We start from the raw sequence: 16,578 nt of genomic DNA, 5'->3' as shown, positions 1-16,578 counted from the left end.
CCGGCCTTCAATTTTCCGACTATGAAGGAAGCGAATACCCCTTGCGATAAGGGCGCCGATAAGCCCAGGTGTCCTTCCCTTCTTTGCCAACGATGTCCATCTTCTTGCTGTCCCAAACGATCTGCTCGCCTGAGTAAACCGCAACGTTTGCCAGGTGACAAACATCCGTCGTCCGAGCCATCGACTCGAGCGAAGACCTCGGAAGCTCTTTCGACTTGATGCAATCCACAAAGTTCTGCCAGTGCCCGGTCTCTCCGTAAGGCTCCTTCTTCACTCCAAGGTCCTTCCCGTCCGGGTCAAGTAGCTTGATTCCGCCTCGCCAAGCTCGAAGAGTCTTGCCATCGGCAAAGACCCATTCGATGCCATGTTCCGGCTTACCAGGGTGATCGCGCAAGACCGACCAAGTCATCGCAAACTCATGCTCAGGAAATGTCATGATCGCGTCGATACTATCGGGGGCGTCTCGATCATCATTCACGGCCGACCACTTACCGCCGCTAGCCACAACCTTGTGAGGCATCACGATGTCTTGGTCCTTCGACATCGCCAGCAAAGCTATGTCGATCATGTGAACGCCCCAATCAGTGGTTCTCGCACCACCGGTGTTCTTCCGCATCCGCCATCCCCAATGGACGACATTCGATTGGTACGGCTGAGGCTGGGCCGGGCCGAGCCAAGCGTCGTAGTCGAGCCCCTTCGGCGGCTCGGTAATTGGCTTTCGACCAACGTTCCGAGAGTCGGTTGTCCAAGTGCGAATGTGAACGACTTTGCCAAGCGTTCCGCCACGGACCAGTTCAATCGCCTGAACGAACTCTCCGGTACTCCGCTGCCAAGTACCAACCTGAACGACCCGCTTGTAACGTCGATGCGCCCTAACCATCGCCTGAGTCTCCACGATATGGTGGCTCAGTGGCTTTTCGATGTAGATATCCTTACCAGCCTGAGCGGAGTGGATGAACTGGATCGCATGCCAGTGGTCCGGCGTCGCAATCACAACTGCGTCGATGTCTTTTCGCTCAAGGAGCTTTCGGTAGTCCTTGTACGCGTCCGGCATCTTGGACTGACGCTTCTCAGCGGTAGCCAGAGCCGGAGCCAATTGCGCGTCGTCAACATCGCACAGAGCCGCGACCTCGACGTCCTCGACGTTGAGCAAGTTCGTCATGTCGCTCGGACCCATGATTCCGGTTCCGATCACGCCAATGGTGACTTTGTTGTTCGCGCTCATTTGTAGATCGGCAACTTATAGCCCTTGCGATACTGGCGACTGTAAGCGGCGGTGTTCCTGCCGGCCTTACCAACGATGTCCATCTTCGCCTTGTCCCAACGGACCATCTCTCCGGCCTGCAAGGAAGCGTTAACCAAGTGACAGACGATCGTCGTCTGAGCTACCGAGTCAAGATCAGCGCGAGGCGCTTGTCGGGACTTGACACAGTCCAGGAAGTTCTCCCAGTGGCCTGACTCCTGTGGATCGGCATTTTCCTTCGGGAGCTGCTTGCCGTCTCCGTCCACAATCTCCCAACCGCCGCGCCAGGCGCGGAGAGTCCGACCGTCGGCAGACACGAACTCCGTGCAGTGTCCGGGCTTTCCTGGGTGGTCGCGAAGAACCGACCAGGTCATGGCAAATTCTGGATCACCGAAGTTGAGAATCGATTCGATCGTGTCTGGAGCATCGCGGTCGTCATCCTTAATCGTCCAAAGACCTCCGCTCGACATCACACGATTCGGCATCGGAAGGTCTAGTCCCTTGCTCATGCCGAGCAAAGCGATATCCATCATATGAACGCCCCAGTCTGTGGTCAATCCGCCACCGGTGTTCATCATCCAGCGCCAATTCCAGTGAGTGATGTTATCCTGGTAAGGTCGCATTGCCGCTGGCCCAACCCACATATCGTAGTTGAAACCGTCCGGAACAGGAATCGGTTGCTTCTTGCCAAGTCGAGTTCCGTCCGAGATCCATGCTCGGCAGTGGACGATCTTTCCAAGCTTGCCCGCGCGGATGTACTCGATCGCGTTGTGAAACTCCTTGGTGCTCCTCTGCCAGGTGCCGACCTGCACGACTCTCTTAAAATGTCGCTTTGCCCCGACCATCGCCTTCGCCTCAACAATGTTGTGACTAATCGGCTTCTCGCAATAAACGTCCTTACCCGCCTCGCAAGCGTGGATCAAGTTGAGAGCGTGCCAGTGGTCCGGTGATCCAACAATAATCGCATTGATGTCCTTGTTCTCGAGCATCTTGCGATAGTCGTCATAAATCTTGGGCTCCCGACCGTATTTCTTGGTGACATCCGCGATGTCGTTCGGCATACGATTTTTGTCAACATCGCACAGAGCACCGATCTCGACATCCTCATAGCCCATAAACGTCCGCATGTTGCTCGCGCCCATGCCGCCGCACCCGATCAAACCAAACACGACTTTTTCGTTTGCGGATTTGGACCGCTTCTTAGCTGGAGCAGCTTCTACGATAGCACCGCCGAGACCAAGTCCGAGACCGACCGCGGTTGCGGAGGTCGCCTTCATGAAATCGCGTCGAGAAAAATTGTTGGAACCCATTGACTACCTTGTCACCAGCCCGTCCGCTAGCTTCGTGGATGTTATCACTTTGCGGCTCAAAAAGGTATGTTGAATCGGTCTTATGCCGATCAAAGTTGTGATTATTGGTGCTTCGGGTCGAATGGGAACAGTGGGTTCTCGTTGCCTGGCGACTGACCCTCGGTTTGAAGTGGTTGGGCGAGTCGGCCGCGTGACAGCAGAAGGAGTCGAAACTGATTTGGAGTCGTGTCTAGATCAAACCAAGCCAGATGTTCTATTGGAACTTACAACCGGACGAACCGCGGGCGGCCACAGCCTGATGGCCTTGGGGAAAGGGATTCGCGTCGTGATCGGAGCAACTGGGCTGCCAGACTCTGAGCTAAAGCAGATTTCTGGGGCCGTCGAGGGCTCCGCTGCCTTTCTCGTACCAAACTTTGCCGTCGGAGCAGTGCTGATGATGCACTTCGCGGGCCTTGCAGCGGAATGGCTCCCAGACGCGGAAATCATCGAGCTTCACCATGAGAAAAAGGTGGATGCGCCGAGCGGAACCGCGATGAGGACGGCGCAAATCATACAAGAATCTCGTCTTTCCGCGCCGCTAGCCCTGCCTAATCCACTTCTGAAGGCAGAGGGTGCCCGCGGTGCATCGGTCAATGAAGTACCTGTCCACTCGGTTCGTCTTAGAGGAATGCTGGCTCACCAAGAGGTGCTCTTCGGCGGGCAAGGCGAGGTTCTCACAATTCGACACGATTCGTTGGACCGGTCTTCTTTTGAATCAGGGATCTGCCTGGCTTGTGAGAAGGTGATGGAAATGAACGGGTTCGTTGTCGGTCTCGAGTCCGTGATGTTTTAGTCCACGAATTCAACCCAGCCCCATCGTTCGGGCTGGTGCATATCGATCACGCCCTGGGGAGACCATACCCAGTTGTCCTCTGGAAGCCCGGGGCGTTTTTGATATTTTCCATCGACAACATCCAGGTGCCATTGCACTCGTGAAAAGTTGATTTTCCATTTGTCTCCGGCGTTCGGTGGCACATCGCTCTTCGAGATTTCCCAGAGCGCGTGCCATGGAATGTGAATTTCTAGACTCCAACCTTGGTCAGCAACATTGGGGTTGTTCAGTGTGCCTTTCAGGTGAACTGCCGTCCTGAGACCTTGAATCTCCCAACCATCCACACCTCGGCCCTGTTCACGGTATGGTCGGATAAGTAGGAGATCCCAAGTCGTGTTCAGTGCGTTGATCTCGAGTTCGGCGTAGGCAAGCCCGTCGTTATCAGGATCGAGAAATACCTCGAAGTCGTTATCGTGAAAGATCACTGAGTCGTGCTCGGTGAGGGTCGCCCAGAGGTGCGGCTCCTCCATCTCGGCTCCGATATACAGGCCATCTTCGGCCCAGAACATCTTCATGCGCGTTCGGTGGCGAGGATTTGGTTTGATGTCTCCTTCAATATCGACAAAGTCGTCTGACCAGTCACACGCCATCCAGGGCAGCTTGTCCAGTCGCCCATCCAGCGTTTCGATGCCAGGTTTATGAGTCGCCCGGTAGGTCTTCACTTGCTCCAAATCAAGTCCTTAGCTGTGAAGCCGATTGCTTCGACTCCCTTGATTCCGTCCTTCAGCATGCTTGGATTGATGACGAGGATATCCGGGATCGCAACACCTGCGCTGAACAACGGGATTCGCTCGCTCAGCCGCGCTGCTTGCAAGTTCGAGGCATGGAAGAAGCTGACCGAGGTTCCGCCCTCGTCAACTCTTCTCAGCAAGAGCGAATCCGCAGAGCGCTCCGGCAAGTCGATAGCTGAGTTAAAGACGCTGTTGCCCTTGCCAATCGAATAGCAAAGCGCATTTCTTCCCGTTCCCGATTTTGCGTACTCGGAGTCGGACATGACGCTAACACCGGAGTTTCCTCGGTACCAGAACTGCTCGGCGTCGAAGCGAGCCTTGTTTCGAATCCAGGCGTTCTCGGACTGAGTGCCTTTCGTGCCGTAAACCAGGACGACGCGGTTATCCAAGCTTGCCTTGAATCCCTTTCCGATCTGAGCATCTACGCCCAGTTTGATCATGTTATTGATGGGTTCATGCTTCAACGTCTTCCCATTCCATACAACTTCGACAGGACCGGTGCCGAGCAGAACGCTGGCATCCAAGCTAAGGCTAGCAATATTGGTTGAGTCAACCACGAACTTCCTCAGCCCCGGGTAGCTCAAGGCTTGTACATTGGAAGCCGAGCCAATGTTCTCCTGCGAGTTCACCATAAGCCAGTGGCACCGAGAAGAAATGTACGGATTGGGAGTGGTGAAGTTGATCGAGCGGACCGAATTCGCTGCTGGAATTCTAGCCTGGGCGAATAGACTGAAAATCGGCGCGAAATCCTCAACACTTGCTCCCGGCTCAGGATCAGAGTCGTACCAGTGGCCACCACCTTTCTCTTCGTACCATTGGAGTTGTTTGTTCTCCGCAAGCTCTTGGCGCATACGCCTCGCCTCAGTCACCGGGACATTATCGTCGGCGTCTCCATGGTTGATGAAGATTGGCTTACTCAGCAAGTTTGATTTCATTGCAAGGGTGTCGCTCGACAGTCCTGCGCGTCGGAACATGTCTCCGATGGGAGAATCTGGGTAGGTTGCTCCGCCTGCGTATGTATTAAAGCTGATCCAGCCTGCACAGGGAGCAATCGCCGCAAAGCGATCCGGGAATAGGGCACCGATGTTCCAAGTGCCGTGCCCACCCATCGAGTGTCCGGTCAGGTACATCTGCTGTGGGTCGGGTTTGAACCTTGCTTGTGCTTGTTCGAGGACTTCAAGCGCATCGAGCCGCCCCACATCCTCCCAGTCAAAACCGAATGGCCGACGATTCGTCGGGCAAACCACCGTGAAGTTCTGCTTCGGTCCATAAGCCTCGCACTGACCGAGAGCCTCAACACTCGCTCCATGGAGCGAAAGGGCCATTGCCCGCCCCGCGGGGCCAGATTGGGCTGGGTTAACAGCGTAGTACTGAACGCTGTCATCAATCCTGCTTAAAAACGTTCGTTTGTGAACTTGATTCGCTTCTCTTAGTCGGAGTTTGAGCTTAGTTTGGTCAAGCAACTTTCCTTTGCGTAGGAGCTTGATCGTGTAGTCACCGGTCGAGTTGGGTTTGAAGGAAAACCATACTTTGCGGCTGGATTCCGCCATCACGGAGCCCACAGAACGTTTGGAGCCATTCGCTTCCAGAACCAGATCCCCGAGGTCTTCGCCTGTCGCATTCCTCACCACCAAAGCTCCTAAGAGAGTCTCTTTCTCGCCTCGAACAATGTCGGGAAGCGTCGCATCTCGAGCATCAAGCGAAACCGGCACCGAAGGATCGACGAGCTTGGCCGAAAAGGAACCTCGCGCGACCGTAAACAGAAACTCGTTCGTCCCCTTTTTCAGCTTCACAGGGAGAGATAGGTAGCCGAACGAATAGACATCTCCCGCCCTGGGAACGCCGTTTGCATAAACGACCCCGTTGCCTTTAGCCTCAAGAAGCATAAACTTCTCGGAATCAGACTCAATCTTGAAAAGCGCGTAGCCTGATCCAAACGGTTGCCCTGAAAACACCCCGTTTTGGCCAGCGGCAACTGGCTTCCAGGAAGAGGTGTCCAGCCGCCCGGCAATCAGATCTGCTTCAACGGAATCGACTCGTAGAACCGTACGAGGGTTGGAGTTAATCGGGCGAGCAACGCCCTCACTAAACTGAATTTCTCCCGCCACTGCAACCGTTGGCAGGAGAAACACGGGCAAAAATCCGAATCGCATTTGCGATGCAGATTACTTGAGATATTGGCTAACTTGGTGCACGTGATACATATCGTGCCCAACGATGTACATCACGATGTCGAGCACGCTCATTGATCCGTGGGTCGGGTGGGTGATGGTGCAGGACCAATCGTCCTCAGCTAGGCCGCTTAGGTAGGCAACGGTGTCTCGGCGACGATTATCGAAGACTTCAAGCTCGTGGTGGATATCTTTCGACGAATACTTATGATCGATCGCTCGCTGATCCTCGTCGAAGTTCTCTACTTCCTTCCCTGGGTACTCCACAGCAGAGGTGATCCTATTCAACCAAGTTTCCTCTAGATCTGCCAAGTGGGCGATGACCTCACGTAAGGTGAACTTATCCGCCGCCAGCGCCACATCAAATTGCTCTGGTCGGATGGCGTCTACCATTCGGATCAAGGTGTCTGGGGTGTGGGCGATCTGGAAGAAGTAGTTGTTTGCCATGTACTCTCTAGCGTACCGAACCCCGCATGACAGCCGCGATGGTTGTCATGCGGAGTGAATAGATTCACCCTTTTCTCAGAACCTCGATGGCCTTTGCAAGCTGAGGGTCGTTTCCGCTGAGATACTGCTCGGGGGTGATGTCGACGATAAAGTCAGGCTTGACCCCCATGTTTTCCATCGGGGTCCCATCGACTCGGAAGACACCCGTACTCGGCATACGCCCTTGCGTTCCATCAACGAGGGGGAGTCCGTAGGTGTAGATCACATACCCGCTGGTCGTCGAGCCAACAATTTTGGCAAGTTTCCTTACTTTCATCGCTTCGGGGAACATTTCTGCGTTCGAGAAGCTCGTCTCGTCGCACATCACCACGATAGGCATGTTGAGTAACGTCCCTGGGCCAGTGATCACCTGCTCGTCGCGAGGCACGTAGTTCATGTTTTGCCGTCGTTCAAGAACGTCAATGATTCGGTCAGCCGTGTTCCCGCCGCCGTTACCTCGTACGTCGATAATCACTCCCTTCTTTCCTTGGGCGTACTGCCAGATCTGTTGAGTGAAACGTTCGAGCGAGCCGCCATCCATTCCGGCAATCTGAACGTAAGTGAAGTCGCCTTTCGAGTTTGCTTCGACCCACTTGCGATTTGCTTCTAGTTTGTTTTGACGAATGATTCCGCTGTATTCTCCAGCCGAAAGGCCGCGAGTTTTGACGTCCCGCTCCTTTCCGTCGGCGCCCTTCACCGTCATGTTGAGTTCACGACCGACTTGGTCGTTGAGCACGTCTCGGAACAGGGCCTCACTGACTACGACATCCTTACCGTTGATTTTTGTGATCACGTCGCCTGGATTGAGCTTCGTCTTGACATACGCTCCCGGAGTTCGCTTCGGAACCTCGAGAACCTTGATTCCGGGGCCTGTGTGGGTGTAATCAATCACAAAACCAGGGACCGCCGAAGTCGCTGATTTCGCTCCACCACCTGCTGGGGAAACTTCGGCGTGAGATGCTTCGAGCTCACCCGTGAGTTGAGCGAGCAGAGTTGCCATTTCTCGACGATGACCAACTGATGGAAGGAACTTGCGATACTTCTCGCCAATCGCCGCCCAGTCTCGTCCGTGGAAGTTCGGGTCATAGAACGAGTCGTTATAGGCTCTCCAAAACTGCTGATAGGCCGCAGCTCGGACTTTTCCGAGATCACGAGTGAATTCAGCCCGGAATGCAACCGGAGTTGCCGGGAAGCCCGGGGCTTTCGTGTTGATGTTCAGGATACGTCCCCGTTGGGTTACCGTAAGCGTCTTTCCGTCCTCGCTCAGCTCGAACCAGTTCGACCAGTCCGTCACTCGACGAATATTCTCGCCATTGTAATCTGCCTTGTATACCGCGTCAGGAGCAAGGTAATAGAACGAGCCATCTTCTTTATCGAAAGCGACGATTCCACCGTTTGCGTTGCCTAGCCTTCTACCGCGAGTCTCGATATCCTCGAAGTCAATCTCAACTGTGACCGCATCCTTTGGCTTCTCATACTTCATCGTCAGCTCGTTGGGCCGTAGCTCATCCTGCTTGAGAGGCAAAGCTGTCATGACTCCGGCACGAAGATAGTAGAGATACTTTCCGTCGGGTGTCCAGGCAGGCGAGTGGTGCTCAATATTCGTTTGCGTCACGTTCGTTTTGACCCCAGTCGCAAGTTCAGCGATGAACACGTTGTTGCCCGAATCCCAAGGATAGAGCCCGCTTCCATTGAGCGTCTCAACGTAAGCGACATACTTTCCATCTGGCGAGAAGCTGTACTCCAGGTTTGCCCGACCGGGGCGAGACACCGCCAATGCTGGCTTTCCGCCCTCAATCGGCACAGTGTAGATACCACCCTTCGCTCCGTACTGTTGGTACGCGATCGACTTCTTGTCAGGGGTCACCTGAATGTTGTCGACACTAGCCGATTCAGTAGAAATTTTGGTTGCCTTCTTGGTCGCCAGATCGAGCCGGTAGACCATCGAAGCGCCATCTCGGTCGCTGATGAAGAAGACTGCTTTTCCGTCGGGACTGTAGACCGGTCCGGTATCCAGTCCTTCCCATTCTGTCCATCTTGTCGCATCATCCTTATTCGGACCCTCGCCCTTTTTGATCGGAACCGACCAGATCTCGCTTCCGGCCGAGAACACTGCAGTTGAGCCGTCCGGGCTCAGGCTGACTGAGTCTGCTCCGTCGGTCAGAACGACGGATTCTTCTGTCGAAATCTTGTCGTCCAGATTCGCTGTCAGACTAATCTTGACCGGTTGTCCACCTGGTTTCAGGGTGTAAACCGAGCCATCACGCTCAAATGCGAGCGTCGAACCGTCACGAGAGGCGGCTAGGAACCGAACTCCGTCTCCGGCAAAATTCGTCAGCCGCTTTGCCCCGCCTTTTGCGTCAATCTTGTACACGTTGGGGGTTCCACCGACCGGAAAACTCACTTTCCCCACGCTTTTGGTCAATGTGCTGGAGCTCGCTACCGGCTCCGTCATGGTGACGGCATAAATGCCCGATTGACTGATGTTTGGCCACAGGTGTTGGTAGCCGTTGTTGCGAACCTCGGTTCGTTTGCCCGTCTTTTTATCGAACATCCAAAGCTGGGCCGCTCCTGATCCTTGGTAACGTGCCCGTTGCCAAGCAAATCCGTGCCGGGAATACAAGACTTTGTCGCCCTCGGGTGATGTCATCGGAGCATCTATCGGCATTTGGTCGCTAAAGAGGCTGGTCAGTGCCAAGGTCTCTGTGTTCAGCGACATCACAGTCCGATAGCCATTGTCAAACGTTCGAATGATGTTGACCGACTTGCCGTCCGCGTCCCATGAATACGGCAAGTCGTTTCCGGTAAACCAAGTGACCCGCTTCGGTTTTCCACCGTCGGCGTCTACCACAAAGACGTCAAAGTTTCCAAAACGGTCGCTCTGGAAGGCTAGCTTTGAACCATCAGGACTCCATACCGGACGGTCATCCATTTCCACATTATCTGTGATCCGAATTGCCCTTCCACCCGCAGAAGGAGCTACCCAGATATCGCCTTGATAACTGAACGCAAGGCGCGATCCGTCTGGATTCAACGAGAGCCAACGCGCGCCGATCAGTTCGTCCGCAAAGGCAGCCGAGGAGACCACCATCGCAAGTGCAATCACACCAAATCTTCCCAAAGATTTCATTCTCTTAACCCTACCGCCATTGCCGGCAAAACTGTTGGGTTTTGATGTATCCTCCTGAACACATCTCAGGGGCGGTTCCGTCGTGGAGCCGCTGAAAGAACGGGGAAAGTCCGGTGAAAGTCCGGCGCTGTGCCGCAACGGTCAAGGCAGAAATGTCTGAGCCCGAATGCCCGCTCTGAATGGAAAATCGAAGCTGTCGCCAACGAGCATTGGTCGCGCAAACACCCCTTCTGGGGCGTGTTCGGCACCCTCATTATCGATGGCCTCAACAAAAGAGGCTACATGAAAAAACATCTCAACAATCGCCGGAAAGTTCCCGGCAGAGTGCGTGCATTCACGCTCATCGAGCTCCTCGTCGTCGTTGCAATCACTGCGATCTTGGCCGCCATCCTTTTCCCCGTTTTTGCTCAGGCAAAGACCGCTGCAAAGCAGACGCAGTCCATTTCAAACCTAAAGCAAATCGGCATTTCCTGGATCTTGTACTCCGGCGATGCTGACGACATGATGATGATCCCGCGATCATGGATGGGAGGATCAAAATTCAGCTACTGGTGGGCAAGCTACGACTCGGCAACCACCAGGCTCGTGGAAGAAGAGAGCTTGCTATATCCCTACACAAAAGGGAAAGGAATTCAGGCTGATCCTTTGTTTCCCAACCGATTGAGGGCGGCAACGGGCCTCACTGGGTACGGCTACAACTATCGCTACCTGGGCAACGGCCAAGTCACACAGACTTCCGCTGCCGACCCGGCAAGCACTGTAGCTTTCGCGAGTAGCGCCCAGATCGACTGGGGTTCCAGTCGCGCACTCCAAGGCAACACCTACCTCGAAGCCCCAAGCTCAAACTATTCGACCTTCCACGGCCGAGCAAACGGACATGGCGTAATCGCCTGGGTAGATGGGCACGCAAAGACTCGACGGCCGATGCTACGTACCTCCCCGTTCAGCATCTTTCAGACCGCGTCTTTCACGTCCAATAACCTCGGCGAAATCGACAATGACGGCAACTTTGCCACCGACGAACTTTTCGACCTCAATTGAAATGAAAACACTTGCAACTCTCGCTCTCGCCATTCTCTCCTCCGCATCCTTTGCCCAGTTCGCATTCAGCGACATCAGCTACTGGACAGGCTCCGGTTCAAACCGGGCTGCTCTCGTTATTGACTTCAAGAACGGCGGTCCCTCGTACGTATGGGGCTACCAGTTTAGTGGATCCAAAACCGGTCAGGACATGATCCAAGCCCTCGCCGCTGACGCAGCGACGGGAATCTCAATTCAAATCACCAATTACTCTTTCGGCGACGCCCTCACCGGGTTCTCCTTCAAAGGAAATAATGTCGGTGGGTTCAACCCAGGTTCCGCCGGGTATCTCTCGTACTACCTAGCCGAGGGATCATCTTCGGCTCCGGCTTCATGGACGGACTCTCCGGTTGGTATGGGAGGACGCCAGCTCAGCAACAACTCATGGGATGGCTGGGGCTGGGCAGCAAACTTCAACGCAACACCTCCATCGACGAACCTTGTTGCCGCGGTTCCCGAACCGCTGTCCATCGGAATTCTCGGCGTCGGCCTGGCAGGGCTAGCCGCAGGGCGGCGGCGAAGGAACTAAGTCCTATTGTGCCCGTGGTTCACTGAACCACGGGCACACCGAAGCGTTCGGCTAAACATGCTCACAAGCCTTATTGCACTTGCCGCCGGACAAGACCTCGGAACTCAGACCGTCACTTTGAATGTAGACGGCGTTGAACGCCAGTTCATTGCATACACTCCGCTCACCAAGGATGCTCGCCCAAGGCCCTTGGTGTTCGCCTTCCACGGTCATGGCGGCAACATGAACTACTCGTTGAGGAGATTCAAGTTTAATCAGACGTGGCCTCAAGCGATCTCTCTCTACCCTCAGGGCTTGCCCACGAAGGGGATGACCGATCCAGAGGGAAAGAAAAACGGCTGGCAACAACGAGTGAACACTGAAGGCAGCCGAGATGAAAAGTTCTTCGATGCTATGTTGGATTGGGTCAAGAAGAACCACAAACTCGACGAGAAAAACATCTTCTCGATGGGTCATTCCAACGGTGGCGCAATGACGATGGTCGCTTGGAACTCCCACCCATCGCTGTTCAAGGGTCTCGGAGTGTGTTGCGCTGGTGGGCGGACGATGCCTGAGAACAAGCCAACGGCAATCTTTTCTGTTTCCGGTAGGAATGATCCGATCGTCAAGTTCGCAGGCCAGCAGATTTCGTTTAATGGAGCGAAACGCCATAACGGTGGCACGGGCGACGGAAAACCCTACGGTCCCAACTCAACAATCTGGGAGGGCAACGCTCCCTCCGTCTGGTATGTGACCGACGGGGGGCACGAGCTACCCGAGGAAGCCCTCGGGCAGCTTACACAGTTCTTCAAAGACTTGGCTTCGAAGAGTTAGACCGACTTTCGGCGTCGTCGGGCGAGCCCGGCGATGCCGAGACCCAAAGCAACCATGGTCGCTGGTTCCGGGACAGGAGTCCAACCAATCACGTCGAACGCTCGCCTGTCGAGGTTTGAGATGCTAATCAACTCTCCTGCCGCGGCAGTCGGGTCAAGGGCACCAAGCCCCAAATTATCTTTCCAGTGGCTTGCTTGCCGGCCATCGCCTCGTTGAACGCCATTGGAAAACAGTTGGCTTCCTCCCGTCGCACCCAAATCGAGCGAGAAATACTTAGCGGTGTTGTCTGCGGCCAAGTAAGGGATGTTAGTCCCGCTCTTGAAACGGAACAAGTCAAGTGGGTTGACCCAACCTCCAGTCGTGGGTGAACCGGTATTACCAACCGCGTTAAAGTCAACGTCATCAACTCCGCTCACGAATCCGAGCGCATGTCCGATTTCGTGAACCGCAATTCCCGTGAAGTCATATTGACCGGGGGTGATCCCGTTGGACTGGTCCAAATCCCAGTTGAAAGCCGTACTGAATGTGATCGAAGCGTCCGTGTTTCCGTCATTCGCCGTCCAGAGACCGAGTGCCCTGGCGTTGGCCAGATTAACGTTGACGGTATTGATTCCGCTAAACGTAGTTGGCGTCGCTCCGACACCACTCCAGTAGTTTGAAACTGCACTGAACGACGAACCGGTCGGCAAGCTGTTTACCGCCAAAATGTCGTCTGCAGTTGTCTTATCGGCGTTAAGGGCGTTTCGGAAATTCGTGTAGCTAACATTCACCGAAGAGCTACCGGCTTGCGCTAAAACTCCGCTTGAAAGAGCAGCGGTACCCAGGTTTAGATTGACGGTAACCGAATCGGTGAAGAGACTCGCCCACTGGTTGGCTGCATTTTGGAATGCTATGGCAGTCGGTGAGCCAGCTGTAGTCGAGCCCGTCCAGTTAATGTTAAATGTCAAAGCTTCCGACTTTGTCGAAAGTAGAGCAAGGGTCGCGATCCCGCAGATTGTTCCAAAGCGCTTCAAAATAACTCCATCCCACTACGGCGAATCTACCGCTGGTCAATTGATATTCTAGCAGTCAGCAACGAAAAACCTGGAGTGATTTGGCAAGATTTCCAATTCTGGTAAATCCTATGGCACGCTCCGGCTTGCACCGCCTCGTCCGAATCAGGATAATAGTAGTTTCCTGTAGGCACATAGCCTCAGTGACCCGGGGGCGGTTAGCTCAGTGGTAGAGCACTACAATGACACTGTAGGGGTCACAGGTTCAAGTCCTGTACCGCCCACCATCTTTTCAGGTTCAAAAACCAATCTCCAAGGTTCGGTAGGCGAACAAAGAAAATTCAAGTCTCTCAGTTGGTCTCTCAGCCCGTCACATTTGGTTGAAATCTTGTCCTGATCGAACATGGGGTTTGCATCTTGTTACTTCTTGTTTCGTTGAACAGATTTGCGGTCAGTAAGAGTAAGTGAAAGTCATATCACAAAGGACTCTTCTGTCCGCACCAGGTGCTACAAGCTCTTCTTGAAATCCGAAAACCTGGACATGAACGCGAGTGCCAAGTGGAAACCGGTCGAATTACAATATTGCTTGACTACGACTGGAGCCGTTGGGTCGAGGCGGAGAATGCACTCAATCCAATACTTTGACCTGTCTTCGACAAGCCCAAAGCCGAAGAGATTCGCCCGAAGTCCGAATTCCAATTCAGTCATAAACTCAAAAAGGCCGTCGAAGCATTCTCTTATCCGCAGATCTCTCTCCCAATCTGGGTCGTCATCCTCATAGTTATTCGAGAGTTTGGCTAGGGCCGGCAAAATGTCTTTGTGCTCGATCGTTGCAATCACCTTATCACTTGCATCGTTCCGTAGCTCGTATCCACTGACATCAAGCATAGCCACCGCATTTTTGAACTGATCCTCTGCCCTAGCAGTTGTAAACAGAGTTCTCACTGTCTCTGCTCGTTTCCACTTAAGATCCACGAGACGCACCCAAACTGACCATAGCAGGGCGCAGGCTGCGATGAAAGCGGCAATCCAGGGAGCGAGATCTTGCAAAGGTTTGGCTGAGCTGGGCGGACTCTTTGCAAACTCAACCAAAACTCGGAACGGTTTCTCTTCAGGCATGATTGCTCATTATAAGCATTTGCCTGAGAATATCCGTGAGGATATTCTCAAGCTTCGCCGATCTTCAAAATGAATGAGGCGAAATAGGTGAAGAAAACGTCTGGTACAATATGTTCTCGATTGCGCCCTCAGCAAGGGCGCATTTTTGCAACAGGTACTACAGCATATCTGCCTCTGCTCACTTGATGGGCATGCCGTTTTGCCGTAGGCTTGAGACATCCCAGGTGGACTGTCTCAAGCCTCTGGGTTTTACAGCGTACCGGGAGGAGCAATAGAAATGAAAATGAGAAAAAATTCAACATTTCGCATCCTTTCAGATGCGGATGGAAAGGCTTCGTACGCAAGGGTTGCAGAGCGTATGAAACTACGTCGTCGAAAAACAAAAAGGGCATTGACTATCTCTGACACGACTCTTCGTTCTAGATTTACGAGATAGTCGTGACTCAATCCACAGTACCGGCGGCCGTAGCCGTCTTCAAGTATTCAAGAAAGCGTCTCCGAGAGGCGCTCTCTTCTTTGGGGATCTCCGAGCAAAGATCAGAATTATATATCGAGGCTGACAGCACGCTCCTCAACGATAGGGTTAAATTCTATCACGAGTACCTTACCAACCGCAGCCTGAATGCAAAATGGATAATCATCGAGTACGAATATATCGATGGAGACTACTTAGATGACTATATCTCCTTTTATGCTCGCTGCCACCAGGACTACCGAAGAAAGTGCAAGCGAGTGCACTTCTTCTCCGGTAGTGACGGAGTAAGATTATCGGAAGCTAGCCTGAACAAGTTGCTTCTGTGCCCGGATGACAGCGACGAAGTGGAAAGGTTTCGAAAGGCATATCTTGGCTTCCTTGTAGTCCGCCCTCTTACTCAGGCAGTAGTAGGACGCACACTCCTAAAGCCGTATGGGCCGAGCACAGAAGGAAAAAGAGATTATCCTGCAACGCAAAAGTACCCCGTAAACTTACTCGGAATCGAACTATCTATCGAATCTTTGCCCTTCCAAGAGCAAGACTCTGTAGTCTCTGCTTGTGCCACAGTAGCTCTTTGGTCTTGCCTGGTACACGCAGCACGATTGTTTGGAATCCGCGCGGCAAAACCAGCTCAAATCACGATGACCTCATCGCTGCCAAGACGCGGCAGGACAATTCCCTCAACGGGGCTACTCGCTGAAGAAGTTTGCTCCGCTATACGGGAAGCAGGTCTAGAACCTGAACTTTTCGAAGTACATGCAATCGAAGAAAAAGGTCGAAGCTTCTGGCTCGCTCTAATTTACGCTTACTTGAATGCAAAGCTACCTGTTTTTCTTGGTGTTGAATGCTTCTCAAATGGAGAGACGGAAGATAAGCATGCTATTACGGTAGCCGGATACCGGATCGATTTAACTAATCAACCAGCCAAAGTTAAGAGAAGTACACGCACCAAAAAGCAGCTTGTTGATCAAACAGAACCCGAACTCAACCTGGTAGGCAGTAATTTAACAGAATTGTACGCTCACGATGATGGGGTTGGGCCGTTTTCACGTCTCTACCTCAACCCAAGGGATCCTGAGCAAGCTGCTCTCCTCCAACACCGTGCGCCGACTAAAAAAAGTGGGTTTGATGATCATTACATTCCAGACATGATTATTGTTCCCGTCTATCACAAAATTCGTCTCAATTTCGTGCACATCGTTGAATGGGTCGAATTCCTAGATCAGCTAGTTAAGGAAGTAGCCACGGTTCCCAACGAATCGGTTGAATGGGATATTAAGCTTTGGGCATCAGGAGATCTTAAGCGAGACTTGAAGACCCGGCTTAAACATAGAGGAGATATCATCGACCATTTGCGTAAGCCACTCCCTAGATTTGTTTGGCACGTTAGATTGACGATCCTCTCCGAGGAGTGTGTCGAACTTATAATTGATGCCACGGACTCGTTCAGTGCCGCCAGAATTTCAGACTGTTTCTGGCACAACGATGAGCTTAGAAAGGTGTTAACTCCACGTTTCATAGACGCATCAGAGGATGATATTCCTGAGTGGGCATTTTTTAGGAGTCTCCTCAGACACTCTAGGTACAATCTTGAGTGTCCATCTTAAGCCAAGAAAGAAAAAGCCCAA

13 protein-coding genes, 1 tRNA gene and 1 riboswitch are annotated in these 16,578 nt (G+C 53.2%); of the genes, 6 read left to right on the top strand and 8 right to left on the bottom strand.

What is annotated here, in order from left to right; genetic code table 11:
• Positions 1-19: 19 nt before the first annotated feature.
• Both WCK51_06005 and WCK51_06000 read right to left on the bottom strand, forming a co-directional pair.
• Positions 20-1,225 (bottom strand): Gfo/Idh/MocA family oxidoreductase, encoded by a 1,206-nt coding sequence (locus WCK51_06005; GenBank protein ID MEI7576427.1) that lies wholly within the window; start codon positions 1,223-1,225, stop codon positions 20-22.
• Entirely contained in the window at positions 1,222-2,553 is a 1,332-nt protein-coding gene (locus WCK51_06000; protein MEI7576426.1) for a Gfo/Idh/MocA family oxidoreductase, read from the bottom strand. Before WCK51_06000 ends, WCK51_06005 begins: the two co-directional genes overlap by 4 nt.
• Positions 2,554-2,635: 82 nt before the next feature.
• Here WCK51_06000 and dapB point away from each other — a divergent pair, with 82 nt between their 5' ends.
• Positions 2,636-3,385: a 4-hydroxy-tetrahydrodipicolinate reductase gene (dapB, locus tag WCK51_05995; protein ID MEI7576425.1), complete on the top strand. Its 750-nt coding sequence runs from the start codon at positions 2,636-2,638 to the stop codon at positions 3,383-3,385.
• Here the strand turns inward: dapB and WCK51_05990 are convergent.
• From WCK51_05990 to WCK51_05975, 4 genes are all read right to left on the bottom strand, one after another.
• Positions 3,382-4,086: a carbohydrate-binding family 9-like protein gene (locus WCK51_05990; GenBank protein MEI7576424.1), complete on the bottom strand. Its 705-nt coding sequence runs from the start codon at positions 4,084-4,086 to the stop codon at positions 3,382-3,384. The two genes, dapB and WCK51_05990, sit on opposite strands and share 4 nt — an antisense overlap.
• Positions 4,083-6,308: a prolyl oligopeptidase family serine peptidase gene (locus WCK51_05985; protein ID MEI7576423.1), complete on the bottom strand. Its 2,226-nt coding sequence runs from the start codon at positions 6,306-6,308 to the stop codon at positions 4,083-4,085. The genes WCK51_05990 and WCK51_05985 overlap by 4 nt, the downstream gene beginning before the upstream one ends.
• A 12-nt stretch (positions 6,309-6,320) precedes the next feature.
• Entirely contained in the window at positions 6,321-6,773 is a 453-nt protein-coding gene (locus WCK51_05980; protein ID MEI7576422.1) for a DinB family protein, read from the bottom strand.
• 64 nt (positions 6,774-6,837) lie between these two features.
• A complete protein-coding gene (locus WCK51_05975) occupies positions 6,838-9,942 on the bottom strand; it encodes a S41 family peptidase (protein MEI7576421.1) in 3,105 nt (1,034 codons plus the stop codon).
• Positions 9,943-9,994: 52 nt separating this feature from the next.
• Positions 9,995-10,135: riboswitch (cobalamin riboswitch) on the top strand.
• A gap of 89 nt (positions 10,136-10,224) precedes the next feature.
• Between WCK51_05975 and WCK51_05970 the strand changes: the two genes are divergently transcribed.
• Genes WCK51_05970 through WCK51_05960 form a run of 3 tightly spaced genes read left to right on the top strand, consistent with a single transcriptional unit; the run spans position 10,225 to position 12,364 of the window.
• Positions 10,225-10,983, top strand: coding sequence for a type II secretion system protein (locus tag WCK51_05970; GenBank protein MEI7576420.1), 759 nt, complete (start codon positions 10,225-10,227; stop codon positions 10,981-10,983).
• Position 10,984: 1 nt separating this feature from the next.
• A complete protein-coding gene (locus WCK51_05965; protein ID MEI7576419.1) occupies positions 10,985-11,551 on the top strand; it encodes a PEP-CTERM sorting domain-containing protein in 567 nt (188 codons plus the stop codon).
• 57 nt (positions 11,552-11,608) lie between these two features.
• Positions 11,609-12,364, top strand: coding sequence for a prolyl oligopeptidase family serine peptidase (locus tag WCK51_05960; GenBank protein ID MEI7576418.1), 756 nt, complete (start codon positions 11,609-11,611; stop codon positions 12,362-12,364).
• Here the strand turns inward: WCK51_05960 and WCK51_05955 are convergent.
• Positions 12,361-13,377 carry an NF038122 family metalloprotease gene (locus WCK51_05955; GenBank protein ID MEI7576417.1) on the bottom strand — a complete coding sequence of 339 codons (1,017 nt, stop codon included), beginning with the start codon at positions 13,375-13,377 and terminating at the stop codon, positions 12,361-12,363. The two genes, WCK51_05960 and WCK51_05955, sit on opposite strands and share 4 nt — an antisense overlap.
• Positions 13,378-13,568: 191 nt before the next feature.
• Between WCK51_05955 and WCK51_05950 the strand changes: the two genes are divergently transcribed.
• Positions 13,569-13,643, top strand: a tRNA-Val gene (locus tag WCK51_05950).
• Between the two features lie 220 nt (positions 13,644-13,863).
• Here WCK51_05950 and WCK51_05945 read toward each other — a convergent pair.
• Positions 13,864-14,475, bottom strand: a complete 612-nt coding sequence (locus WCK51_05945; GenBank protein MEI7576416.1) for a hypothetical protein — start codon at positions 14,473-14,475, stop codon at positions 13,864-13,866.
• Between the two features lie 438 nt (positions 14,476-14,913).
• Between WCK51_05945 and WCK51_05940 the strand changes: the two genes are divergently transcribed.
• On the top strand, positions 14,914-16,557 hold the full coding sequence (locus WCK51_05940; protein MEI7576415.1) for a hypothetical protein: 1,644 nt from the start codon (positions 14,914-14,916) through the stop codon (positions 16,555-16,557).
• The last annotated feature ends 21 nt before the right edge of the window (positions 16,558-16,578 follow it).

This window comes from Armatimonadota bacterium (assembly GCA_037138755.1).
Classification (GTDB): Bacteria; Armatimonadota; Fimbriimonadia; order Fimbriimonadales; family Fimbriimonadaceae; genus Fimbriimonas.
Note: the sequence above shows the minus strand (reverse complement) of the source record. Positions and strands in the feature narration are given on the sequence as shown.